The organism is Duganella rivi, from assembly GCF_009857435.1.
Taxonomy (GTDB): domain Bacteria; phylum Pseudomonadota; class Gammaproteobacteria; order Burkholderiales; family Burkholderiaceae_D; genus Rugamonas; species Rugamonas rivi.
In genome coordinates, this window is record NZ_WWCK01000006.1 from 81,256 (window position 1) to 105,497 (window position 24,242).

At 62.8% G+C, this 24,242-nt stretch carries 18 protein-coding genes; 3 read left to right on the forward strand and 15 right to left on the reverse strand.

What is annotated here, in order from left to right; translation table 11 throughout:
• Positions 1 to 43 precede the first annotated feature (43 nt).
• Positions 44 to 682, forward strand: a complete 639-nt coding sequence (locus tag GTP45_RS19930) for a pyridoxamine 5'-phosphate oxidase family protein (RefSeq protein WP_161015625.1) — start codon at positions 44 to 46, stop codon at positions 680 to 682.
• Here the strand turns inward: GTP45_RS19930 and GTP45_RS19935 are convergent.
• The 10 genes from GTP45_RS19935 to GTP45_RS19980 are packed head-to-tail and all read right to left on the reverse strand — an operon-like array spanning position 655 to position 13,933.
• Positions 655 to 2,313, reverse strand: coding sequence for a hypothetical protein (locus GTP45_RS19935; RefSeq protein WP_229258555.1), 1,659 nt, complete (start codon positions 2,311 to 2,313; stop codon positions 655 to 657). The two genes, GTP45_RS19930 and GTP45_RS19935, sit on opposite strands and share 28 nt — an antisense overlap.
• Positions 2,310 to 4,337: a DUF4175 family protein gene (locus GTP45_RS19940; RefSeq protein ID WP_161015626.1), complete on the reverse strand. Its 2,028-nt coding sequence runs from the start codon at positions 4,335 to 4,337 to the stop codon at positions 2,310 to 2,312. The genes GTP45_RS19935 and GTP45_RS19940 overlap by 4 nt, the downstream gene beginning before the upstream one ends.
• Positions 4,321 to 5,427, reverse strand: coding sequence for a BatA domain-containing protein (locus GTP45_RS19945; RefSeq protein ID WP_229258556.1), 1,107 nt, complete (start codon positions 5,425 to 5,427; stop codon positions 4,321 to 4,323). Before GTP45_RS19945 ends, GTP45_RS19940 begins: the two co-directional genes overlap by 17 nt.
• A complete protein-coding gene (locus GTP45_RS19950) occupies positions 5,424 to 6,320 on the reverse strand; it encodes a DUF58 domain-containing protein (protein ID WP_229258557.1) in 897 nt (298 codons plus the stop codon). Before GTP45_RS19950 ends, GTP45_RS19945 begins: the two co-directional genes overlap by 4 nt.
• Positions 6,320 to 7,321 carry an AAA family ATPase gene (locus GTP45_RS19955; protein ID WP_161015627.1) on the reverse strand — a complete coding sequence of 334 codons (1,002 nt, stop codon included), beginning with the start codon at positions 7,319 to 7,321 and terminating at the stop codon, positions 6,320 to 6,322. Before GTP45_RS19955 ends, GTP45_RS19950 begins: the two co-directional genes overlap by 1 nt.
• 5 nt (positions 7,322 to 7,326) lie before the next feature.
• Positions 7,327 to 7,950 carry a DUF4159 domain-containing protein gene (locus tag GTP45_RS19960; RefSeq protein WP_161015628.1) on the reverse strand — a complete coding sequence of 208 codons (624 nt, stop codon included), beginning with the start codon at positions 7,948 to 7,950 and terminating at the stop codon, positions 7,327 to 7,329.
• A gap of 8 nt (positions 7,951 to 7,958) precedes the next feature.
• Complete coding sequence (locus GTP45_RS19965; protein ID WP_161015629.1) at positions 7,959 to 9,296, reverse strand: TldD/PmbA family protein; 1,338 nt, start codon at positions 9,294 to 9,296, stop codon at positions 7,959 to 7,961.
• A 3-nt stretch (positions 9,297 to 9,299) separates the two neighbouring features.
• Positions 9,300 to 10,937 carry a TldD/PmbA family protein gene (locus tag GTP45_RS19970; protein WP_161015630.1) on the reverse strand — a complete coding sequence of 546 codons (1,638 nt, stop codon included), beginning with the start codon at positions 10,935 to 10,937 and terminating at the stop codon, positions 9,300 to 9,302.
• 2 nt (positions 10,938 to 10,939) lie between these two features.
• The gene (locus tag GTP45_RS19975; RefSeq protein ID WP_161015631.1) at positions 10,940 to 12,277 is read right to left on the reverse strand and encodes a TldD/PmbA family protein; all 1,338 of its coding nucleotides are present in this window, start codon (positions 12,275 to 12,277) and stop codon (positions 10,940 to 10,942) included.
• Positions 12,278 to 12,295: 18 nt separating this feature from the next.
• Positions 12,296 to 13,933, reverse strand: coding sequence for a TldD/PmbA family protein (locus GTP45_RS19980; protein WP_161015632.1), 1,638 nt, complete (start codon positions 13,931 to 13,933; stop codon positions 12,296 to 12,298).
• A 291-nt stretch (positions 13,934 to 14,224) separates the two neighbouring features.
• On the opposite strand from GTP45_RS19980, the gene GTP45_RS19985 reads away from it, so the two are divergent.
• Together GTP45_RS19985 and GTP45_RS19990 are read left to right on the forward strand one after the other, a co-directional pair.
• Positions 14,225 to 15,037 carry a class I SAM-dependent methyltransferase gene (locus GTP45_RS19985; protein ID WP_161015633.1) on the forward strand — a complete coding sequence of 271 codons (813 nt, stop codon included), beginning with the start codon at positions 14,225 to 14,227 and terminating at the stop codon, positions 15,035 to 15,037.
• 8 nt (positions 15,038 to 15,045) lie between these two features.
• Complete coding sequence (locus GTP45_RS19990) at positions 15,046 to 18,036, forward strand: sensor histidine kinase (protein WP_161015634.1); 2,991 nt, start codon at positions 15,046 to 15,048, stop codon at positions 18,034 to 18,036.
• A 1-nt stretch (position 18,037) separates the two neighbouring features.
• Here the strand turns inward: GTP45_RS19990 and GTP45_RS19995 are convergent, their stop codons facing one another.
• The 5 genes from GTP45_RS19995 to GTP45_RS20015 are packed head-to-tail and all read right to left on the reverse strand — an operon-like array spanning position 18,038 to position 24,234.
• On the reverse strand, positions 18,038 to 19,504 hold the full coding sequence (locus tag GTP45_RS19995) for a methyl-accepting chemotaxis protein (RefSeq protein WP_161015635.1): 1,467 nt from the start codon (positions 19,502 to 19,504) through the stop codon (positions 18,038 to 18,040).
• Positions 19,505 to 19,561: 57 nt separating this feature from the next.
• On the reverse strand, positions 19,562 to 20,317 hold the full coding sequence (locus GTP45_RS20000; protein WP_161015636.1) for a substrate-binding periplasmic protein: 756 nt from the start codon (positions 20,315 to 20,317) through the stop codon (positions 19,562 to 19,564).
• Between the two features lie 9 nt (positions 20,318 to 20,326).
• Positions 20,327 to 22,018, reverse strand: a complete 1,692-nt coding sequence (locus tag GTP45_RS20005) for a methyl-accepting chemotaxis protein (RefSeq protein WP_161015637.1) — start codon at positions 22,016 to 22,018, stop codon at positions 20,327 to 20,329.
• 8 nt (positions 22,019 to 22,026) lie between these two features.
• Complete coding sequence (locus tag GTP45_RS20010; RefSeq protein ID WP_229258558.1) at positions 22,027 to 22,539, reverse strand: chemotaxis protein CheW; 513 nt, start codon at positions 22,537 to 22,539, stop codon at positions 22,027 to 22,029.
• 9 nt (positions 22,540 to 22,548) lie between these two features.
• A complete protein-coding gene (locus tag GTP45_RS20015; protein WP_161015638.1) occupies positions 22,549 to 24,234 on the reverse strand; it encodes a methyl-accepting chemotaxis protein in 1,686 nt (561 codons plus the stop codon).
• Positions 24,235 to 24,242 lie beyond the last annotated feature (8 nt).

Below are 24,242 nucleotides of genomic sequence, written 5' to 3' on the forward strand. Positions count from 1 at the left end.
AGAGCCAGCATCTCATTATATTGTCATTTTACGAAAGGAAACCATGAACCAGGCACCAACCGACCGCACCCGCGTCCGCCGCGTCGCCAGCAACGCGCACTACGACAGCGCCACCCTGCACGCCATCATCGATGACGCCTACCTGTGCCACATCGCCTTCAGCGACGGCAAGGGCGCGCACTGTATTCCAACTGCCTGCTGGCGCGAAGGCGATCACCTATACATCCACGGCTCCAACGGCAGCCGCATGGTCAAGCATTTGATCGAGAGCGAGTGCTGCGTGACCATCACGCACCTGGATGGACTGGTGCTGGCGCGGTCGGCGTTCAATCACTCGATGAACTACCGCTCGGCCATGGTCTACGGAACGTTTGAAGTGGTGGAGGGCGACGCCGCGCGTCACGCGATGGAAGCATTCATGAAAAAAGTAGCGCCCGGCCGCCAGGCAGAAATCCGCCCCGGCTCGGACAAGGAATACGCAGCCACCACCGTGCTGCGCATTTCACTGGCCGAGGCGGCGTGCAAAATGCGCACCGGCGGGCCGAATGACGATGAAGAGGACATGAACTGGCCGGTATGGGCAGGCGTACTACCGTGGGCGCGCACGCCGCTAGCGCCGCAGCAGGATCCGGCGTGCAGCCTGCCCGCTCCTGCCTACGTGCTCGATTGGGCCGCCAAGTAGCGCTGCTCGCGATACCAAAGCCCCAGCATACAAAGCGCAAACAGGCCTGCAAACGGAGCGACCGGCAACGGGCGCTCCGCCTCGGCGCCAGCCACGCGAGCAGCGGCTGAACGGGCGGCATACTGCGCCGTCGCATCGCTGCGCAGTGCGCGCTGCCACGCGGGCCAATCGTTCGCTGCATAGATGTACGCCACGCCCTGCTCCGCCATACCTTCGGCGCTGAGCTTCAGCCATCCCGCCTTCTGCGGCCAGAATGCCGCGCACACGCCATCCGCCTTGTCCGCGCGCGCGGCAAGCGCCATCGGTGCGTAACCATCCGCCGCCAGCACCGTTCCAGCCTTTGCGCCCTGCGCGCATACCTCGCTGCGCAATCCCGGCACGGGCATCGGATCGTTCATCTGCCAAACCGTCTTCTGTGCGCTATCCAGCGCAATACGATCCATGGCCGACTGCCACCACAGCGTCAACAACTGCGGCTCACTAATCGCATGCTTATGCCAATCCGCCACGCCGATCCACACCACGCGCCCCTGTCCAACGCTACGCTGCCACATCCAAGGCTGCTTCTTCGCGTCGCGCGCCAGTACCGACCACGGCTCGGCTGCGTTATCAGACGGATTCAAATTCGCCGGCGGCATAGACAAGGACGCGCCAAACTGCCGCACATCTTCCTTCTCCGTAGTTGGCGACTGCTGATGCAAAGCCAAACCAAAGTCGCGCTGCCAAACGCCAGTGTCCGCAGCATTCGCGCCAAGGATAACCAGCGGTACGCCCTGCCCCGTCTGCGCCAACAACGCAGCACGCGCTGATGGACTCAGATGTTCCACGTACGCTGCATCGACAAACATCGCATTCGGCGCCGCCAACGGCGCGCGCGGCGTTTCATTGCGCGTGATCGCCTTGCCCAGCGCGACATTCCAGTCCAGGATCGCGCTGCCGTCAGACAGCAACTGATTCAAGGTACGCGCATCAAATGACGGCGCATCAAAGCGGCCCAGTATCTGCAAAGGCACCGGTTCTTTTACCTGCAACGGAATCGGCCCCTGCGCGATGGTCTTGCCGCCCGCATCCAGCAGGCGCGCTTGCAGCACCATGGTCTCTGCAACCGGCGGCAGCCACTGCACCGACAACTGTGCCGCAGACGATGGCCCGGAATCGGCGAGTACCTGCTTGTTCTCAGCCAGCAGCTGCAAGCGCCATCCTGCCTGCGCCGCCGAACGGCGCACGGACAGAGTGAAGATGCGGCCGAGAGAAAGCGAGCGAGGGAAGTCCAGCCATAGCAAGTCCGCAGCGGCGGGCTTCCATTGCAGCGGACGCGCAGGCAGATCGCGCCACTCAGCTTCGCGCACACCGTCGCCGGCCAGTGCGATAGCGGCTGCAGCGGGAATCGCCAGGCGGTCGGCATCAGCGATGCGGCCCGCCTCGGTGCTGACAGCCAGCGGTGCGGCGCTGGCGGCAGCGGCAGGCAAGCGGATATCAGCAAGCGCCGTCGCCAGCGCGACGCCAGCCACGCCGGCAAGCGCTACGTTCGTCCATTGCTTCTTGCGGCCATATAACGCCGCACTTACCACGCCAGTAGCCAGCGCGGCCAGCGGTGGCGCCAGCGTCGCCAAATCGGTAGAGATCATCATTTCGCCTGCTCCTTGCCATTCCACGCACGGCGGAAAGGCGTATCCGCCGATGGACGCGCTTGCAGCAGCACCGGCGCATCGGTCAGGGTACCGCGCAGCCAGGCGCGCAATTCGGCGCGGCATGGGACGCAGCCGTCCTGCACATCCTGCACTGCGCGCTGGGCGCTGAGCTTCTGTTCTTGATCGCTGATGCGCGCGGTGATGGTGTCGCGTGCTGCCTTGCTCCACAGCGCCGGCAGTACGCCGTCTTGCGACAGGGCTTGTACCAGTTCGCGCACTTCGACAGGCACGGTGTCGCTGGCCGCGCCTTGTTCGCGCTTGTAGCTCATGGCGCCGACGATGTCGCCGGTCATGCGCTTCTCTTCCTTCAGCGCCGGCGGCACGAAAGCGGTGCGATGCAGGTAGACGCGTTCTGCGGCTTGCAGTTCTTTGATTGCGTCCAATGCTTTGTATTCCGGTGGCAGCGCTGTCTTGGGCGAGATGGCGCGCAGGGATTTTTCTGCGTCCCACATCGCGGCCAGCGCGCGCTTGAGGACAGCCTTGGTTTGCGGGTCGAAGATGGTGGCGTTGTCTTCTTGGTCGTGGGCGTGGCCGAAGGCTTTCATCACCGAGATTTCGCTGCCGGGACGTTCGTTGCCGCCGCCGTGGTGTTCTTCGTGCTCGTGTTCTTCGTCGCCGAACAAGCTGGATTCTTCGCCGAGGAATTGGCCGTAGCGCAGGCGCAGCTTGGCTTGATCGGAGGCGATGATTTCGCTGCGGTTGCGCAGCGTGGCTGGCGGCATGTCGGGATGGGCCTTCAGATCGGCGACCAGTTGTTCGGTGTCGATGATGATTTGGCGTTGGCTGCGCAGGTTTTCCGGCTTGGTCATTGCAGGCAGCGCGGTGGAATCCAGGCTTTCTGCATCTGGGCCGGGCAGGCGCAGGGTGTAGGTTGGCGATTGCGCGGTGTGCGGGCTTGGAGCGTTGTCGGTGGCGCGGACGAAGAAGTAAAGTTCATCGCCAGGTTCCATGCCGAGTTCCGCCAGCGTCCATTGTTTTTTCCACGTGCGTGATTTCGGGTCCGTCGATTGCGGCAGTGGGACTTCCTTGTCGCTGAAGCGGATGTTTTCGCCGCTGCCGCGCGCAAGAGTCATGTGCATGCTGGCGCGGACAATGGCGTAATCGTCCTTGGCGCTGACGGAGAGTTGGACGGCTTTGGTGTCTTTGGCGAGGACGTGGATTAATTCGGTTGGTTCGATGATGGTGACTTGCGGTGCCTGGTCTGGTGTCACGCGGATGTTGTAGCGGGTGGTGCTGGCGCCACGGACGCGCCAGAACAGTGAGTCTTCAACGCGGAGTTTGGCGCAGTCCTTGTCGATGCTGAAGGTTTGGCCGTCGCCCAATTCGACGGCTTGCTGCGCGCCGCGCGGGTTATTGATACACCAGCGGACTTCGGAGTATTGCGGGATTTGGATGTCGCGGGCGCCGGTTTCGAACGGCTTCACGCCGGTGTAGGCCGGTGGCGTGACGCGCAGGTGGACTTCGCCGTCGACGATGGGTTTATTGGTTTGGGCGGCATGCTGAGGCGCGGTGGCGGCGGTTTGTTTGCCCTGCCATGCGGCGACGCTGCCAGCGGCCAGCAGGCTAAGGGCGAGCGGCAGGATGGCGATCCTGGAGCGCGCGCGGGCGATGGCTTGGTAGTCGGCATCGGTGAGAACGGCGGCCAGGCGGGCTTGCAGGCGCTGTTGCTGTAGCTTGGCGATCGGCGTTTGAGCCTCTTCGGCTAGCAGGGTGCTGCTGTCCTCCAGTTGCGGGATGGCGGCGTTCAGCCATGATGGCCATTGGACGGCGATGCGGCGGTGCCAGCGCACGGCGTCTACAAAGATCCAGATGATGCAGACAGCGATGGCTGCGATGATAGCGATGGACGACAGCAAATAGGCCGCTAGTGCTAGCGGTGCAAGCGTGAGCAGCCATTGCGGGGCGCGGCGGCGCAGGATGGCGATCCAGAGGCTGCGGCGCAGGTGGTCAGTGGCGCCGGGCATGGGCAAGTATCCGTTCAATCATGAAGAGGGCTAGCAGGGCAAGAGCGAGCCACGCAGCAGGCTTGGCGGCCGCGAGGGCGGGCAGCGCGCTGCGGGCGGCGGCAAAGTTTTGCGATGGTGTGGCGTAGGCCGGCGCAGGTGCGGCGTCCAGCAGGCGCCATGCTTCGTACAGCGCGCGGGCCGTGTCGGCATCGCGAGGCGGGAAGGCGTCCGAAGTCCACAAGCGGCCACGCGGAGAATCCGCATACCTCAGCGTGATGCCATTGATCCTCAGCGTAGCAGCATTAGCCAGCTCGGGGAAAGCAACCTGCGACGAAGTCGAGGACGGCGACGGGGCGATGGCGATCCACCAGTTTGCGGCGCGCCAGTTAGCCGGCGGCGCAGCGCTCAGTGTGTCCCACACGATCAGCGTGGTCTTGGCGCTTTGCTCGGCAGCGAGGATGTGGCGGATGGCGGCGTTGCCCGCGCTGTCGAAGGCGGCAAACAGTGAGCGCCATGCTGCGGCGCGCGATGGCGCTGCCGCCAGCGCGATGTGCTGCTCGGCCGGCGCGACGGACGACTGCTGCGCGGCACTCGTCGATGCGGCGGCGGGCAACGGTGTCGCGCGCGTGCGCAGGGTTAGTTGGTGGTTGAATTGGGGGATGCGGGCCGGCATAGCGATTTGGTCGGCGCGGGCGACGACTAGCAGTCGCGCGTCGGCGCGCCAATCGCGTTCGTTTTGACGAAGCCATTGCAAGCCATCCGCCGGCATCTCCATGCGCGCGGCGGAGCTGAAACCTGCAGCGGCGATTTCTTTTTCTGCCCACGCTTTGTCCACGCCGGAATCTACCAGCACGGTATCGCCGCGCCAAGGGAAGATGGTCGCGGCCAGCCATGCAATCAGTGCCACCAGCATCAGGCAGCGCACCAGCAGCAGCACCTTATCGCGCCACTGCCAAACACGCAGTTGCTCCGGTGGTGCAGACGGCAGGAAGCGCGCCGTCGCCAGCGATTCGGCTTTCACGCGCTGGCGCTTTTGACGATGCCACCACACCGGCAGCAACAGCACCGGCAACGCCAGCCACCACAAAGGATAAGAACTCAACATCATTTAGCCCGCGCTCCCGCAAGCTGCAACCAGTTGCGCAACACACCACTCAATGGCTGCTCGATGCGTGCCTCGTAGTGAACGATATTATTCTGACGGCAGCTGCCTGCCACACCATCAAAGTGTACGCGGCTTTGCTGCTTATACGATTCGCGGTCGGCGTTGCTCATGCGATGCAGACCATCCGCCTGCTCTGGGTCGCGGTAGCCGGCGCCGGATTTGAAACTCGCATCGACTTCGGCCTGCGTGCGCAGGGTAAGCAGGCGCACGTCATGGCGCATGTTGCGCAAGCGGAGCAAGGCCTCGCTCAGCGGCGAAGGCCAGTCGAGGAAATCGCTGGCAGCGAAGATCATGCTCGGTGCTCGCGCGAAGTGCAGGCTGGCGCGCAGCGTGTCCGCGGACGGCAGTTGGCCGCGCGGTTCGGCCTTGGACAGTGCCGCCAGCACGCGCTGCAATTGGCGTGGGCCGCGCGAGGCTGGCGTGAATTCCACTTTGCCGTCGGTGCAGACCAGCAGGCCGAAGGCGTCGCCTTGGCGCTGGGCGATGGCGGCCACGCAGGCCAGCGCGGTGCGCGCAAACCACAGCTTATCAATGCCGTTGATTTCGCGGCTAGGCTCAGACATGGAGGCGGTGGCGTCCAAGCAGAGCCAGACTGCGACGTGGCTGTCGCGCTCCGCTTCGCGCACAAAATAGCGGTCGGCGCGGGCCAGCAGCTTCCAGTCCACGCGTCGCCATTCATCGCCGGGCGCGTAGGCGCGGTACTCGGAGAACTCGACACCGGCGCCGCGTTCGCGGCCTGCGTGAATGCCGTGGCCAAGGCCCGCCAGCACGTGGCGAATCACCAGATCAAGATCCTTGGTCTGGGCCATCATGGCGGTAGTGGCAGCAGCTTGCATCAGTCAGGGCGGATATGCTCGCGCAGGGCTTGCAGGATGTCGGCGATGGCGATGCCGTCGGCTTCCGCTTCGAAGTTGCGCAGCACGCGGTGCGCCAATACCGGCAGCAGCATCTCGCCGATATCTTCGCGCGTGACGGCAAGGCGGCCCTGCATTAGCGCGCGCGCCTTGGAGGCCAGCACCAGCGCTTGACCGGCACGCGGCCCCGCGCCCCAGCCGATATGCTTGGTCACAGCAGGCACCGTCGTCAACGCCGGACGCGTAGCGCGCACTAAGCGCGTTGCGTAAGCCACCAGGTGATCGCCAATCTCAATATCGCGCACCAACTGCTGCAAGCGCAGCAAGGTCGCCACGTCCATGACTGGCTCGGCGTCTTTCAATCCCGCGTGCGTGGTAGCGGAGACCATCTTGATCTCTTCTTCCTCGGTCGGATACACCACGTCAATACGCAACAGGAAGCGATCCAGCTGCGCCTCCGGCAGCGGATAAGTGCCCGCCTGCTCGATCGGATTCTGCGTCGCCAAGACAAAGAAAGGCTTGGGCAGCTTATGCGTCTGGCCTGCAAACGTCACCGAGCGTTCCTGCATCGCTTCCAATAGAGCGGACTGCGTCTTCGGCGGCGCACGGTTAATCTCGTCGGCCAGCAGTACTTGCGTGAACACCGGCCCTTGCTGGAAACGGAACTCGCGCTTGCGCGTCGCATGATCCTCTTCCAGAATCTCCGTACCCACGATATCAGACGGCATCAGGTCAGGCGTGAACTGTACGCGATGGAAGTCCAGCTCCGTCGCTTGCGATAGGGACTTCACCAGCAGCGTCTTGCCCAGCCCCGGCACGCCCTCAACCAGCGCATGGCCGCCGGCCAGCAGGCAGATGATCAGCGAATCGATCACATTCTCCTGGCCGATAATCACGCGGCCCATACTGGCCTTAAGCGCCTTCACCTTGGCGGTCAGCTCGCCGATTTCTTGTTCGCTCCAGGCGATTGCACCATCAGCCATAATAACTACGCTCCCAACGCATATTGAATGATATTGACCGCAAAGCGGGTATTGTCGACCGCGAGAAAACGCTTGTTGCGGAAGTCGTAGTCCCACTCGCAGCCGTAGTCCTTGTTGCTGTACAAAAGCCGCACGCGGCCACCTACTTCAACCGCCTTCAAATAGTCGTGCACCAAGTCGTCGCCCCAGCCGTTCAACTCGACCGAGGTATTCGGCGGCCCATCCTCAAACTTGAAGAAGCTCGAATAAATCGGATGATTGTTGGGGATTTTGTGCAGCGCCTTCGGCCCGAAGATGCGGCCGATTTCAGCCTCGAACGATTTCGCAAACAGCCCGTCGACGTCGTGATTGCAGTCGTCCACGAACAGGAAGCCGCCGCCTTTGATATAGCGCTCAAGGTTCTTGCGCTCGGCCGCCGTAAACTGCACCAGCTTGTGGCCGGCGAAATAGCAGAACGGCGCTTCCAGCATCTTGGGATCGGACAGCGCGACGATGCGTTCAACGGGATCAACCCGCAAGGTCGTGTACTCGACCAGCGAGTTAAGCACGTTGCTGGGCATGCGCACATCCACGTCCCAATCGCCCGACTCGTAAGTCAGGCGCGTGAAGTAAAAATCGTAGGAGGCCACAGCAGCCCTTATACCGCGTCCGACAAGGACGTGAAGTTAAAGTCGCGCACCTTCATCGGCGGAATCAGCATCTGATAACGCACCTCGTCGCCGCCGATCACCACCGGTTTGCCCAGTTCATCGATGTTGTTCAGCATCGTCACCGGGCTTTCATTGAAGCGGAAGTTCTTGATCGGATGCTTGATCTTGCCGTTCTCGATGTAGAAGGTGCCGTCGCGCGTCAAGCCGGTCAGCAGCAGCGATTGCGGATCGACCATGCGGATGTACCAGGTACGCGTAACGAGAATGCCCTTCTTGGTCGACGCGATCAGCTCCTCGGTCGACTTGCCGCCGCCCGCCATGATCATATTGCCGTGACGGCCCACCGCGCGCTGGCCCTGTTTCTCGGCCCAGTAGCGCGTGTAGTCCAGCGAAGCGATCTTGCCACCCTTGATCACGTCCGCGCGTTCGCGCGCCAGCATGGCCTGGTTATCCCAAGGCAGCACCGGCACTTCAGGGTTCCATGGATCGGCCCAGATATTGACCTGCTCATCGAACAGCTTCTCGCCGAGGCGATTGCCGCCGCCCTTCTTCGCAAGGAAGCTGCGGCCTTCATCCGCTTGGCGCGCGTCGAAAGCGCCGAACATGCGGCCGATGATTTCCGAGGTTGCCGCCGGCTCGAGGATCACCGTGTATCGGCCCGGCTCAAGCGCTTTGGCCTCGACCGATTTCACCGCTTTCTCAATCGCGATTTCCGACGCTTCGCGCGCATCGAATTTGCGTGCATCGTTGGCGGAGCGCGTCACCCAGCCGGAACCACGGCCATCCTCGGTACGCGTCGTCACCGTGAAGCCCAGATTACTCAAGGTCTGGTAGCCAAACACGCCATTCGAATTAGCCACCGTCTCAAAACCGGTGGTATCACTGAAGAAGCCAGCAGCGACCAAGCCCTGCTTGCGCGCCGAGTTAATGCTGATAGAGGCTACTTCCGCGCGATACTCAGGATCGATGGCGGCAGTCGCTTCGCTGAAGGTCGCCGACGCCTTGTATTCCTGCTTCTTGATCGCCGGCTGGAACTCCGGATTCTCCGGTGCGAGGCGCGCCACGTCTTCCGCGCGGCGCACAACTTTTTCCAGCGACTTGTCATCAAACTCATTGATGGTGGCGGTGCCCTGCTTTTTACCGAAGGCCACGCTGACGGTCAGCTGCGTGTTTTCGGTCAGGCCCGCCGTCGATACTGCATTGCGCGCATAGCGGATGTTACCGTTACGGCTGCCGTTGATCTGCACGCGGCATTCGTCAGCCTTGGACAGCGATAGCACCTTGTCGCATATCCGTTTTGCTTCGTCCTGTGTCAGCATCTTCATGGATTATCCAATCTTGCGGGCGGTGTTGATCACGTTGATGCCGTTGAAGCGCGTGGTCGGCGAACCGTGCGACACGGCGCTGACCTGGCTAGGCTGGCCTTTACCGTCGAAGAAGGAGCCGCCCAGGCGCCAATCGCGCTCATCGCACAGCGCCGTGCAGGAGTTCCAGAACTCTTGCGTGTTCGATTGATAGGCCACGTCTTCCAGCTGGTTGACGATTTTGCCGTTCTTGATTTCGAAGTACAGCTGGCCGCCGAACTGGAAGTTGTAGCGCTGCTGGTCGATCGAATACGAACCACGGCCCAGGATGTAGATGCCCTTCTTGATGTCCTTGACCATCTCGTCCGGCGTCAGCTTCTTCTTGCCCGCCTCCAGCGACACGTTAGGCATGCGCTGGAACTGCACGCTGCTCCAGCTATCCGCATACGAGCAGCCATGCGATTCTTTTTCGCCGATGATAGCGGCTTGATCGCGCGTGGCCTGGTAGTTCACCAGAATACCGTTGCGGATCAAGTCCCAGCGCTTGGAGGCGACACCTTCATCGTCGTAAGCCACGAGGCCCAGCGAGGCCGGCGTGGTCTTGTCGGCGACGATGTTGACGAGATCCGAGCCATACTTGAAGTTCTTGGTCTTCCACTTGTCCAGCGTGGCGAAGCTGGTGCCGGCGTAGTTAGCCTCGTAGCCCAGCACGCGATCCAGCTCGGTGGCGTGGCCGACCGATTCGTGGATGGTCAAGAACAGGTGTTCCGGCGACAGCACCAAATCGTACTTGCCCGGTTCGACCGTTTTCGCAGTCAGCTTGTCGCGCGCCTGGCGGCCCGCTGCACGTGCATCTTCGATCAAATCGTAAGCGCCCTTGTACAGCGTGGTGACGCCGCCTGCGGCCTTGATGCGGTTCTCCGGTTTGCAGTCGAAGAATTCATAGCCCATGCTGGATGGCGACGACAAGCCGTCACGCGTGCGGAACTTGCCGCTGGCTTTATCGACCGCAGTCGCGGTGAACGGCGACCACAGACGATGAATATCCTGATCGATGTAAGAGCCATCGGTAGACGCAAAGTACTTCTGCTGATTCACCTGGAACAGCATCGAGCGCATGAAGTTAGCACCGGCGTCCATGCCGGCCTTGTTTGCGGTCAGCAGCATCTCTGCCTTTTCCGCGATCGGCACGGTGCGCCAGTCTTTTTTGAACGGCGTAGCCCAGGCCACTTCGCCCACGCCTTTCACCGGCGCCAGCACCACAGGCTCGGTTTGCAGCATGGAGTTGGCCTTGGCGATCGCCACCGCCTGGCGCGCGGCGTCGGCCACCGCGTCCAGCGTCATGACGTTGGTTGCGCAGAAGCCGTATGCGCCGTTGGCGATCACACGCACGCCGACACCGGAGGACTCGGTGTTGACGATGTTATCCACGTTCAGATCGCGCGTGGTGATGAACTGATTCAGATAGCGGCCGATGCGCACGTCGCAATACGTGGCACCGGCCTTGGTCGCCGCATTCATGGCGGCGTCGGCTAACGACTTTTTAAACTGCACAGCCATAGGGTTGAGCAGTTCTTCAGCAGCGATGGCATTGCCGAAAACCGGCACCAGCAGAACGCCGCCGGTGGCAGCGCTCAGTTTCAAGAATGAACGGCGTTCCATGATTACACCGCGTCCGACAGGGAAGTGAAGTTGAAATCGCGTACCTTCATGGCCGGGATCAGCAACTGGAACTGCGACTCGTCGCCCGACAGAATTTCCGGCTTGCCGATTTCGTCGATGTTGTTCAGCATCGTCACAGGGCTTTCGTTGAAGCGGAAGTTCTTGATCGGGTGCTTGATCTTGCCATTCTCGATGTAGAAGGTGCCGTCGCGGGTCAAGCCAGTCAGCAGCACAGATTGCGGATCGACCATGCGGATGTACCAGGTACGGGTGACCAGAATGCCCTTCTTGGTATTGGCGATCAGCTCCTCGGTCGACTTGTTGGTGCCGGCCATGATGATGTTGCCCGGCGTGCCGACTGCGCGCTGGCCATTTTTCTTGGCCCAGTATTGCGAGTAGTTCAGCGAGGCGATCTTGCCGTTCTTGATGATGTCCTGACGCTCGCGCGCCAGCATGCTTTGCGCGTCGAACGGCAGCACGGCGACATCTTTATCCCAAGGGTCAGTCCAGACGTTGACCTGCTCATCGAACAGCTTCTCGCCCAGACGATTGCCGCCGCCTTTCTTGGCAAGGAAGCTGCGGCCTTCATCGGCCGAACGCGCATCGAAGGCGTTGAACATATACGCCAGCACGTCGGAGGTAGCAGCCGGCTCCAGGATCACGGTGTAGCGGCCAGGCTCCAGCGCCTTGGCGTCCACCGAACGCAGTGCCTTCTCGATAGCGATATCGGAAGCGGCGCGCGCATCGAACTTGCTCGCATCGCCCACGCTGCGCTTGACCCAGCCCGAACCGCGGCCATCTTCAGTACGCACGGTCAGCGTGAAATCCAGGCCGGTGTCCTGCTGGTAGCCGAACACGCCGTTGGAGTTGGCGATGGAAGTGAACGAGGTGCCGTCGGTGAAGAAGCCTGCTGCCACCAGCTTGTTCTTGCGCGAGTTCTCGATGCTGTAAGCCGCTACTTGCGCGCGGAATTCAGGGTCGATATCGGCGGTCTTCTTGAAGAAGGTTTCGGAGGCCTTGTATTCTTGCTTGGTCGGCGTCGGCATGAACTCTGGATTTTCCGGCGCGAGGCGGGCCAGGTCTTCGGCGCGGCGCACAGCTTTTTCCAGCGACTTGTCGTCGAACTCATTGACGGTGGCCGTGCCCTGCTTTTTGCCGAAAGCGACGGACACCACCAGCTGCGTATCTTCAATCAAACCGGCGGTCGACACGGCGTTGCGCGCGTAGCGGATATTGCCCTTGCGCGAACCGTTGATCGACACTTCGCACTGATCGGCCTTGGTCAGCTTCAGCACTTTATCGCTGATACGCTTGGTCTCTTCTTGACTCAGGAATTTCATCTTATCTCTCTCCGGGGCTTAGCCGATTTTGCGGGCGGTGTTGATAACGTTGATGCCGTTGAAGCGCGTGGTCGATGCGCCGTGCGACACGATGGATACTTGCGGCGGCTGGCCTTTGCCGTCGAAGAAGGAACCGCCCATGCGCCAATCGCGCTCGTCGCAAATGCCGACGCAGGCATTCCAGAATTCCTGCGTGTTGGACTGGTAAGCCACGTCTTCCAGCTGCTGGCCGATCTTGCCGTTCTTGATTTCGTAGAACAGCTGGCCGCCGAACTGGAAGTTGTAGCGCTGCTGGTCGATCGAGAACGAGCCGTCGCCGACGATGTAAATGCCCTTCTTGACGTCCTTGATCATTTCATCAGGCGTCATGCGCTTCTTGCCCGCCTTGAGCGACACGTTAGGCATGCGCTGGAACTGCACGTTGGCCCAGTTGTCCGCATACGAGCAGCCGTGCGATTCTTTTTCGCCGATGATGTGGGCCTGGTCGCGGGTGGCCTGGTAGTTGACCAGAATGCCGTCCTTGATGATGTCCCAGTTCTTGCACTTGACGCCTTCGTCGTCGTAGCCGACCGCGCCGAGCGAACCCGGAGTGGTTTTATCGGCGACGATGTTGACCAGTTCCGAACCGTACTTGAAGGTCTTGGTCTGCCATTTATCGAGCGTGGCAAAGCTGGTGCCGGCGTAGTTAGCCTCGTAGCCCAGCACGCGATCCAGCTCGGTCGGGTGGCCGACGGATTCGTGGATGGTCAGCCACAGGTGTTCAGGGGTCAGCACCAGATCGTACTTGCCCGGTTCAACCGACTTGGCTTTCAGCTTGGCCTTGGCCTGCTTGCCGGCCAGGCGCGCATCTTCGATCAGGTCATACGATTTGGTGTACAGCGTGGTGACGCCGCCTGCTGCTTGCAGCTTGTGTTCTGGCCGCGCATCCAGATATTCGTAGCCCATGCCGACCGGCGCCGACAAGCCTTGGCGGGTGCGGAACTTGTTTTCTTTCTGATCGACGGCGGTGGCGAAGAACGGCATCCACAAACGATGGATGTCTTGATCGATGTAGGAACCGTCGGTGGAAGCGAAGTACTTCTGCTGGTTTACCTGGAACAGCAAGGACTGCATGAAGCTTGCGCCGCCTTCCATGCCGGCCTTGTTGGCGGCGATCAGCAGCTCCGCCTTGTCCTTGATGGCGACGGTGCGCCAGTCCTTGGTGATCGGCGTGGCCCACGATACTTCGCCCACGCCTTTGACCGGCGCCAGGATCAGCGGCTCGGTTTGCAGCTTGGCGTTGGCCTTGGCGATGGCCACCGCCTGACGCGCCGCGCCGGCCACGCCGTCAGGGGTCATGTCGTTGGTGGCGGCAAAGCCGTAGGCACCGCCGGCAATCACGCGCACGCCGACGCCGGCCGATTCGGTGTTGACCACGTTCTCGACGTTCAGATCGCGCGTGGTGAGGAATTGATTCAGATAGCGGCCGATGCGCACGTCGCAGTACGACGCACCGGCCTGGGTGGCGGCAGACATCGCGGTGTCGGCCAAGGCCTTTTTGAATTTCACGTCGACTGGCTTGAGTAATTCTTCCGCCGCGATGGCGCGGCCGAATGAGGGCAGCAGCATCGTGCCCAGAGCCAGACTGCTGATATTGAGGAAATCACGTCGTTCCATATTCTCTCCAACGTTGTTGTGGGCCAGCCGCCCAAGAGCTTCTTTTTATACTGTTACTTTACGTTACATCTGAATATCCGTTGCCGCTTCGTGCAGATTGCAAAATGTATGCCATCGGCTAACGTTGTGCAAGTGTCTGTTTTGGGCCGTAAAAGTGTCCGAACCGGTGTCCGCCGAGTGTCCGGCAAGTGTCCGCGCACAGCGGCGGTGCGCGGACTGTCATTTTGCTTGACCTGCATGCGGGCATGCACGATCATCGTCGCGCCCACCCAACAAAACAGGAGACTGTGCATGAAACGATACGTACTGGCCGCACTGGCCACCACGATGATGTTCGGCGCGACCGGCGCCGTGCTGGCTGACGATGCGCTCAAGGCGGCTATCGCCGCCCCATCGCGCACGCCGGACAATGTGAAACGCGACGTGTATCGCCATCCGTATGAGACGCTGTCCTTCTTCGGCATCAAGCCGAATATGACGGTGGTGGAACTGGCGCCGGGCGGCGGCTGGTACACCGAGATCCTGGCGCCGTACTTGCGCGCCAACGGCAAGCTGATTACCGGCGGCGCCGACCTGGCTTCGCCGAATGAAAACGAGCGCAAAGGCGCGGAGCGCTGGATGGCGCGCCTGAACGCCAAGCCGGAGGTCTACAACAAGGTGGCGCTGGGCGTGTTCTCGCCGGGCCGCAAGTACGAGATGGCGCCGCCGAATAGCGTGGACATGGTGGTCACCTTCCGCAATATCCACAACTGGATTCCGCTGGGCCCGGAGAAGATGAAGGAGCTGTTCGGCAGCCTGCACACCATGCTGAAACCGGGCGGCGTGCTGGGCATCGAGGAGCATCGCCTGCCAGCGTCGAAGACCCAGGATGACAAGGCCAGCACCGGCTATATGCACGAGCAGTACGTGATCAAGCTGGTGGAATCGGCCGGCTTCAAGTTCGCCGGCAAGTCGGAGGTCAACGCCAATCCGAAAGACACGGCCGACCACGAGAACGGCGTGTGGGCGCTGCCGCCGACCTACACCAACAAGGACAAGGATCGCGCCAAGTACGAGGCCATCGGCGAGAGCGACCGCATGACGCTGAAGTTCGTTAAGCCGTAAGCTAGCCGATGGCTCACCGGGCACTCCGCGCCGCCGTTGCCGCGCTGCTCGCGACGATTGCCGTCCAGTGCCCCGCGTCGCCGGGCGGGGCACGGCCATTCTGGAGCTCCAGCCTGTCGCACAAGGCTTGGCTGCGGCCGGATGGCGCGCCGTCCGGCGCCGCGGCTGCCGCGCAGGATGACACCGGCATGCTGTGGTTTGCCACTGCCCTTGGCCTGTACCGCTTCGACGGCGTGCGCTTCGAGCAGCTCGACGAGGTGGCCGGCAACAAGCTGCTGTCGCCCGATGTAAACGCGCTGTCCATCCTCGGCGACGAGTTCTGGCTGGGCTATACCTTCGGCGGCGTCAGCGTGTTCAAGCACGGCACGGTGCGGCACTACGGCGAGCAGGACGGTCTGCCATCGGCCACCGTCCACTACGTCGGCAAGACTGCCGATGGCACCACCTGGACGGCCACTTCCAGCGGCTTGTATAGGCTGGACGGCGCGCGCTGGCGGAAGGTGCAGCCGGAAGACGGCTTGCCGAAATTCGAGCAATGCACCGCCAGCTTATTGCAGGACGGCACGCTGCTGGTCAGCAATGCCAACGGGCTTTACCGCAGCGTGCCAGGCACCCACCGTTTCCGCCAAGTCGCGGGGCCGGGCGGCGGTTTTCTCCAGCCGCCCGCTGCCGATGGCAAGGTGACGCTGTCACGGTTTACCCTCCCCCACTACCAGTTCGACCCGGTCTCCGAAACCGCGACGCCGCTGCACCCGCCGGTTAGCCAGTCCGTGTACTACAGCCTCACCCGGGATCGCCACAACGCCTGGTGGATCGTCCGTGGCGATGGTGCGCGCATGTACACGCCGGATTTCAAGCTGAAGAAATTCCTGCCGGCGCCGCAGATCCTGAGCGGCGCTGGCGGTTATAGCCCCCCGTTTGATGACCGCGAAGGCAATCTCTGGTTCATGACGGACAACGGCATTGACCGGCTGCGTGAATCGCGCCTGGCGGTAGCTGAACTGCCTTTTCACGGCGCGGAATTCAGCCTGGCGGCGGGCGACGGCGGCCAGATCTGGGTCGGCTACAACACCTACTTGCACGATAAGGCCCCGCGCGCCTTCTCCATCGGGCCTGGCGGGCAGCGCACTGGTAGTACCATGCCGAGCGCGGTCGCCAGCACCCAAAGTTCCGATGGCAGCCTGTGGTTCGGCAATTTCAAGCACATATGGCAGCGGCGCGACGGCAAGGTGCGGCAGTGGCCATTGCCGGGTAAGCTCAGCGGCAACGAGGTGCAGGCCTTGGCGATGGCCGGCGACGGCAGCTTGTGGGTGTCGGTGTCGGGGCGCGGCGTGCACACCTTCAAGGACGGCGCCTGGCTGGCTAGCGGCGGCCACGCCGAACTGGCCAAGGACACCGCCCTCTCCCTGCACGCCGACGCCCAGGGACGGCTCTGGATAGGCTACATCGAAAATGCCATCGCCATGCTGCAGAACGGCGTGATCCGCCGTTTCGGCCCGGCCGACGGCCTGGCCGTGGGCAACGCGCTGACCATCTTCAGCCAGCGCGGCACGCTGTGGGTGGGCGGCAATCAAGGCCTGGCCCGCTACGACAACGGCCGCTTCGTGATGCTCAACGATAGCGCCGGCAAGCCGTTCACCGGCGTCTCGGGCATCGTGGAAACCAAGGCCGGCGAGCTGTGGCTGCACGGCGCCAACGGCTTGTGGCGGGTCGGCGCCGCCGAGCTGGCCGCCGCGCGGGCCGCTGGCGGCAACCGGCTGGCCGCCGAACTGTTCGACTACCTGGACGGCCACGTGGGCCCGCCGCAATTGATACGCCCACTGAATACGCTGGTCGAGGCGAGCGATGGCCGCCTGTGGTACGCCACCTCCAGCAGCATCGGCTGGATCGATCCACGGCACATTGCGCGCAACCGCTTGGCGCCAACGCCGCTGATTACCGCGCTCACCACCGACCAGCAGCGCTACCCCGCGCTGAACGGCACCAGCCTGCCCGAGCACACGAGCAACCTGCGCATCGATTTCACTGCCGCCGTGCTGTCGATCCCGGAGCGGGCGCGCTTCCGTACCAGGCTGGTAGGGCTGGACCACGCGTGGCGCGAGTCCGGCGCGTTACGCCAGTCGTTCTACACCAACCTCGCGCCCGGCGACTACCGCTTCGAGGTGATGGCCGCCAACGAGGATGGAACGTGGAGCGTCGCGCCGGCCAGCCTGGCCTTCCACATCACGCCGGCGTTTTACCAGACCTGGTGGTTCAAGCTTGCCTGCGCAGCGCTGCTGGCCGGCGGTGCTTACCTGCTTTACCTGCGCCGATTGTCCTACCTCACGGCGCGCACCGTCGAGCGCATGCACGCGCGGATGGAGGAGCGCGAGCGTATCGCCCGCACGCTGCACGACACCTTCCTGCAAAGCGTGCAAGGCCTGATCATGCAATTTCATGCCATCAAGACGGCATTGCCAAGGGATCACGCCGTGCAGCAGAAAATCGACGCGGCGCTGGCGATTGCCGACGCCGTGAATAGCGAGGGGCGCAACCAGGTATTGAACCTGCGCGTCGGCCGCGACTGCGGCGGCGCACTGGCGCTGGCGCTGGAAACGGCGGGCGGCACGGCCTGCGCGCAAGTGGGCGTGGCGTTCACGCTGCACGAAGTCGAACCGCGGCGCGAACTGGCAGCCTGCGTGCAAGAAGAGCTGTTTGCGATTGCCAAGGAGGCGCTCGCCAACGCGCTGCGCCACTCCGGCAGCACCGGGGTGGTGATCACCTTGACCTACGGCGCCGCCGACTTCACGCTAGCGGTTCAGGATCACGGCAAGGGACTGGACGACGAGGTGCAAAAGTCCGGCCAGCGCCGTGGTCACTGGGGCATGGTCGGCATGCGCGAGCGCGCCGCGCGCATCGGCGGCCAGCTATCCATCCTGTCCCGGCCCGGCGAAGGCACGACCGTGGCCGTGAAACTCCGGGCCGCCCTGGCATACGATCACCCCGGGCTGGGTGAGTGAACTAGAAGCGCGTGAACTTGGTCTCGTCGGGCGCGCGTTCTGCGGCCAGGCCGATGTTGCGCGCAGGGCGCGGCGTGACCGACTTCAGCACCGTCGGCCGGCGCGCCACCACCGCGTCTTCCACCACGTACTGCTTGAAGACCGCCATCAGGCGCCGCAGCTGCTCGGCCTGGGCGTTCATCTCTTCCGCTGTCGCCGCCAATTCTTCCGAGCTGGCTGCATTCACCTGCGTGCTTTCGCTGAGCTGAATCACCGCGCCGTTAATCTGCCGCACGCCGGAGCTCTGCTCTTCGGACGCCGCTGAAATCTCCTGCACCAGATCCGAAGTCTTGCGGATGTTTGGCGCCAGCTGGTCGAACATCTCGCCGGCCTGCTCAGCCAGCTTCACGCTATCGGCCGCCACTTCGCCGATTTCCTGCGCCGCCACCTGGCTACGCTCCGCCAGCTTGCGCACCTCGGCGGCCACCACCGCAAAGCCCTTGCCATGCTCGCCCGCGCGCGCCGCCTCGATGGCCGCATTCAAGGCCAGCAAGTTGGTCTGGTAGGCGATATCGTCAATGATGCCGATCTTGCCGGCGATTTGCTTCATGGCCGATGCGGTAGCCTTCACCACCTCGCCACCGCGCGCCGCTTCGACCGCTGCTTGCGTCGCCATGCCGTCGGTGATCTTGGCGTTCTCGGTATTCTGCGCGATCGACGCCGTCATCTGCTCAAGCGAGGCGCTGGTCTCTTCCACGCCCGCTGCCTGTTCGCTGGCCGCCTGCGACAAGGACTGCGCCGTCGCCGTCACTTCGTGCGATGCGCCGGACAAGCCGCTCACCACCTGCTGCACCTCGCGCACGATGGACGACAGGCTGCGCGCCAGCCACACCGCCAGCACGCAGCCGAGAATGGCGATCACCACGTCCACCGCCAGGATCATTTGCTTGGCGGAGTCGGTCACCTGCCGCATGGCGTCGGACTCTCTCTTCGTCTCGGTGTCATTCACCTTGAGCAGCTTGCGGAAGGCGGCGGCGATGGCTTCGTCGGCGCCCTTGATGTTCTTGTCCATCTCCAGCGCCGTCATGCCCTTCTCGTGCATGGCCTCCAGCTGCGCCATGCTGTGGTCATAACTCTTCACGCCGGCCTGCACTTCGCCCAGCAGGACTTCTTCTTCCGCTGTCAGGCCGCCGGCCGCGCGGTAGGCCGCCATCTCTTTTTCGATGATAGCCAGCTCGGAGCGGAATTGCGCATTGCTGTCCGGCCCACGGAGGATATAATTTTTGAAGTGACGCACGGCGCGGCCATGCGCGGTCACGCCTTCCAGCACGGCGTTCTTTCGGGCCAGCGTGACGGTTTCGAAATCGGTCCAGCGATCGTGCAGCGACGTGAGCTTGGCAAAGGCGATTATGCCCAGTAATACCACCAGCAGCACGATGCCGCCGAACCCCGCGTGCAGCCGGGTCTCCATCTTCATTTGATTGAGCATGGCGAGTCCTCCTCCACGCTATTGTGAACCTATATTTCCGCTCAATTCTCACCAATATTAACGGTGCGCGGCAGTCTCGGGAAACCACTGCCGTTGCAGGCGCGCCAGCGTGCCGTCACGCTTGATGCGCTCCAGCGCCTGCTGCCACCTGGCGATTTGCTCGGGCGGGGCGTTGAGCGGGAAAGTGAAGTAACTGTGGATGCTCATCAGTTTTAGCACCGGCTCCACTTGGTCCGGCGACACCTTGGCTTGCGCCAGCAGCACCGGTAGCTGCTCGCGGTCCAGCACCATCACCGGGCGGCGTCCGGCCATCAGCATCGCCAGCATGGCTTGCGAGGTATTCACCGGCTCCAGGTTGGTGAAGCCGGCGGCGCGCAGGTATTGGTAGGAATAGAACTCGCGCGGCACCAGTATGCCCTCCAGCGCGCGTGCATCGTCCAGCGTGGCGAGGCGCACCTGCGAACGGCGCAGCGCATAGAACGTGCTTTCCGACTCCAGCACCGGCCCTATCCACTTGAAGTACGGTTCGCGCTCGGGCGTGCGCTTGGGACAAAGCAGGATCACATTGGCGCCCTCTTTTCCCATGCGATAGGCGCGCGCCCACGGCAGCAGCTCCACCGCAGTATGGTCGCCGACGCGGCGCTGGATCTCGCGCACCAGGTCCACGCAATAACCGGCGATGACGCCGTCGCGCATATAGCTCAGCGGCGGGATCACGGCGCCGATGATGCGCAACGGTTCGCGTGGCGCAGCCGTTGCTATCGCCGCAGCACCGGCCAGCAGCAGCGCGAGAGCGAGTGCAGGCCAGCGCACGGTGCAGCCTTAGAACTTAACGAAGTTGGTTTCGTCCGGGTCGGCCATTTCCGGCATGCGCCGGCTGGCGACCGTGCCGGCAAGGCGCCCCGGCTTGGACGGCTTGGATGGCTTGCGTGTCGCTACCTGCACCTGCGCCTTGCGCGATGACGATCCGGCCAGCTTGAAGAAGGACATGGCCTGTTGCAGTTGCTCCGCCTGGCTGCTCATCTCTTCCGCCGTTGCCGCCAGCTGCTCGGAGCTCGACGCGTTTTGCTGCGTGGTCTGGCTTAGCTGCGTCACGGCGGAGTTGATCTGGCCAACGCCGGCCGACTGCTCTTCCGATGCCGCCGTAATCTCTTGAACAAGGTTGGAGGTGCGGCGGATATTCGGCACCATCTCGTCCAGCAGGCGGCCGGCCTTGTCGGCCAGCTCCACGCTGCTCGACGCCACCTGCTCGATTTCCTGCGCCGCCACCTGGCTGCGCTCCGCCAGCTTGCGCACCTCGGCTGCCACCACGGCAAAGCCCTTGCCATGCTCGCCAGCGCGCGCCGCTTCAATCGCCGCGTTCAGCGCCAGCAGATTGGTCTGGTAGGCGATATCGTCGATGATGCTGATCTTCTTGGCGATCTGCTGCATCGCCGCCACCGTCGATTTCACCGCCTCGCCGCCTTCCGCCGCTTCGATTGCGGCCTTGCTGGCGATGCCGTCGGTGACCTTGGCGTTCTCGGTGTTCTGCGAAATCGAGGCCGTCATCTGCTCAACCGAAGCGCTGGTTTCTTCCGTGCCCGCCGCCTGCTCGCTGGCCGCCTGCGACAGCGACTGCGCGGTTGCGCTGACTTCTTCCGAGGCCGAGGCCAGCGACTCGGCGCCGTTGTTGACCTCTTCCACCACGTAGGACAGCTTCTCGATCATGCCCTTCATCGCCGCCAGCAGGCTGGTGGTGTCGCCGTCCTTGAGCTGCACCTCGGTGCGCAGGTCGCCGTCGGCCACCTGACGCACGATGTCGGCCGCATAGGCAGGGTCGCCGCCCAGCTGCTTCATGATGTCGCGCAGGATCAGCAAGCCCAACACCACCAGCACAACCAACGCTACAACGGATGCGGTGTACATGCTGCTAACGGCGTTTGCAGCCGCCGCATCGGCCTCCTTGACCGCATCCTCACCGTACTTGACGTTGATCTCCACCAGCTTGTCCAGATTGACCTCCACCTCGTGGAATGCCGCGCGGTTGTCGATCAGGTTTTTATGCAGCGCGATAAATAGTTCCTTGCGCTTGGCCAGGTCCGCAGCTTGTATTTGCGTCAGCAGATTGCCGAATTCGTCGTTCCTGCTCTTCCAGGTATCCCATGCCTTGACAAAGGCCTTCCACGCCGTCGCTTCGTCACTGCTCTGCGGCAGAGCATCGTATATCTTCCACGCCTTATCAATTTCGGCGAAGATCTCGGCGCGACGCTTGATCTGCTGCGCTATTTCGCCCACGTCTTCAGGGTACATGGCCAGTGCATCTGCCGCGCGGTTGGCGGAACGGATGCCGGTCTTGCCTTCGTTGATCGCCATCAGCGCTTGCACCGAAGGCATGCGGTTCTTGCCGATTTCGGCCAGCATCTCCCCTTCTTTATTCAGCCCCCGGAAGGCGATCAGCACCACCACCAGCAGCGCCAGCACTGCCACGCCGATCAGCGTCAGGATCTTGGTCCTGACTGTAATATTTGCGAACATACGGTCTCCTAGGGGATTTGCGCGACGAATTCTTGCAGGTGCAATGTCGATACCACGTGCTGCACATTGAGCAGCAGTACGAAGCGGCCACTGACCTTGCCGATGCCATGCAGCAGGTCGGCCTTCACTGCGCCGAAGTGCGGCGCCGGCTCGATATCGGCGGCGGGAATATCGAGTACGGCGTTCACCGCATCGACCAGGATGCCGATCACGAACGGCCCCTCTTCGCCGTCCACTTCCACCACGATGATGCAGGTGCGCTTGCTGATGGCGGACGGCTCGCGCTCCAGCCGCCGCGCCAAGTCCAGCACCGGCACCGCCGTGCCGCGCAGGTTGATCACGCCGCAAATCGACGGCGGCATTTGCGGCACCGGCGTCACGCCCGCATACTCCAGGATTTCACGCACCGCCAAGATCCCCATGGCGAACATGTCCTGTCCCAGCATAAAGCTCAAGTACTGCGCCGACGCGTGTTGCAGCGCCGCCGATGGTGGTTCGGCTACGGTCAAGGTACTCATCATCAGCCTCGCTCAAAATTTAACGAAGTGCGACTCATCCGGTTCGTTCATTTCGCTCATGCGGCGGGTCGTGACTGCCCCCAGCGCCGGCTTATTGCCGCGCGCCGCCTTGCGCGGCGCCGCCTGCACGGTGCGGAGCGGGCGCGATGCGCCGGCCAGTTTGAAGAAGGACATGGCCTGCTGCAGTTGCTCCGCCTGGCCGCTCATCTCTTCCGCCGTCGCCGCCAGCTCCTCGGAACTCGAGGCATTTTGCTGCGTGGTCTGGCTCAGCTGCGTGACGGCGGAATTGATCTGGCCGACGCCGGCCGACTGTTCTTCCGAGGCCGCCGTAATTTCCTGCACCAGGTTGGAGGTGCGGCGGATATTCGGCACCATCTCGTCCAGCAGATTGCCGGCCTTCTCCGCCAGCTCCACGCTGCTCGACGCCACTTGTTCGATTTCCTGCGCCGCCACCTGGCTGCGCTCCGCCAGCTTGCGCACCTCGGCCGCCACCACGGCAAAGCCCTTGCCGTGTTCACCGGCGCGCGCCGCTTCAATCGCCGCGTTCAGCGCCAGCAGATTGGTCTGGTAGGCGATATCGTCGATGATGCTGATCTTCTTGGCGATCTGCTGCATCGCCGCCACCGTCGACTTCACTGCCTCGCCGCCCTCTGCCGCCTCGATCGCGGCCTTGCTGGCGATGCCGTCGGTGACCTTGGCGTTCTCGGTGTTCTGCGAAATCGAGGCCGTCATCTGCTCCACCGAGGCGCTGGTTTCCTCGGTGCCCGCCGCTTGCTCGCTGGCCGCCTGCGACAGCGACTGCGCGGTGGCGCTGACCTCTTCCGAGGCCGAGGCCAAGGCCTCCGCGCCGTTGTTCACTTCCTGCACCACGTGCGACAGCTTCTCGATCATGCCCTTCATCGCCGCCAGCAGGCTGCTGGTGTCGCCCGGCTTGACCTGCACTTCCGCCGTCAGGTCGCCGTCCGCCACCAGCCGCACAATCTCCTGCGCATACGCTGGGTCGCCGCCCAGCTGTTTCATGATGCCGTTCAGGATGAATAGGCCGATCACCACCAGCAACGCCAACGCAATGCCAGATGACAGATACATGGTCTTCAAAGCGCTGGACGATGCCGCTTCCGCGTTCTTCACATCGTTGTCGCCATACTCGACGTTCAGCGCCACCAGCTTGTTGAGACTTTCCTCTGCTTCGCGATACGCGGTGCGGTTTTCTTTGAGCGTGTTATGCAGCGTCAGGAACAGTTCTTTGCGCTTGGCCAGATCGGCTCGCACAATCTGGCCGGCAACGTCGGTGATAATGGCGTCGCGTGCTTTCCAGGTATCCCACTGCTTGATGAAGGTCTTCCACACGGCCGCCTCTTCGGCTTCCTGCGGCAGAGCATCGTAGGCTTTCCAAGCAGCGTCGATTCTGGTCCAACCTTCCTGCTTGCGCTTGAGTTCGTGCGTGATGCCATCCACCTCCTCCGGGTACATCGCCATCGCATCAATGGCGCGGCTCGATGAGCGCAAACCGGTCTGCGCCTCGTTGATGGTTTGCAGCGCCTGCACCGACGGCATCCGGTTCTTGCCGATCTGATTCAGCATTTCTCCCTGCGTCCTCATGCCGGAGAAAGCAATGAGCACCACTACCACCAGCGCCGCCAAAGCGACTGCCAGTAAAATCAAGATCTTGGTCCTTACCTGCAAAGTAGAAAGCATCACGTTCC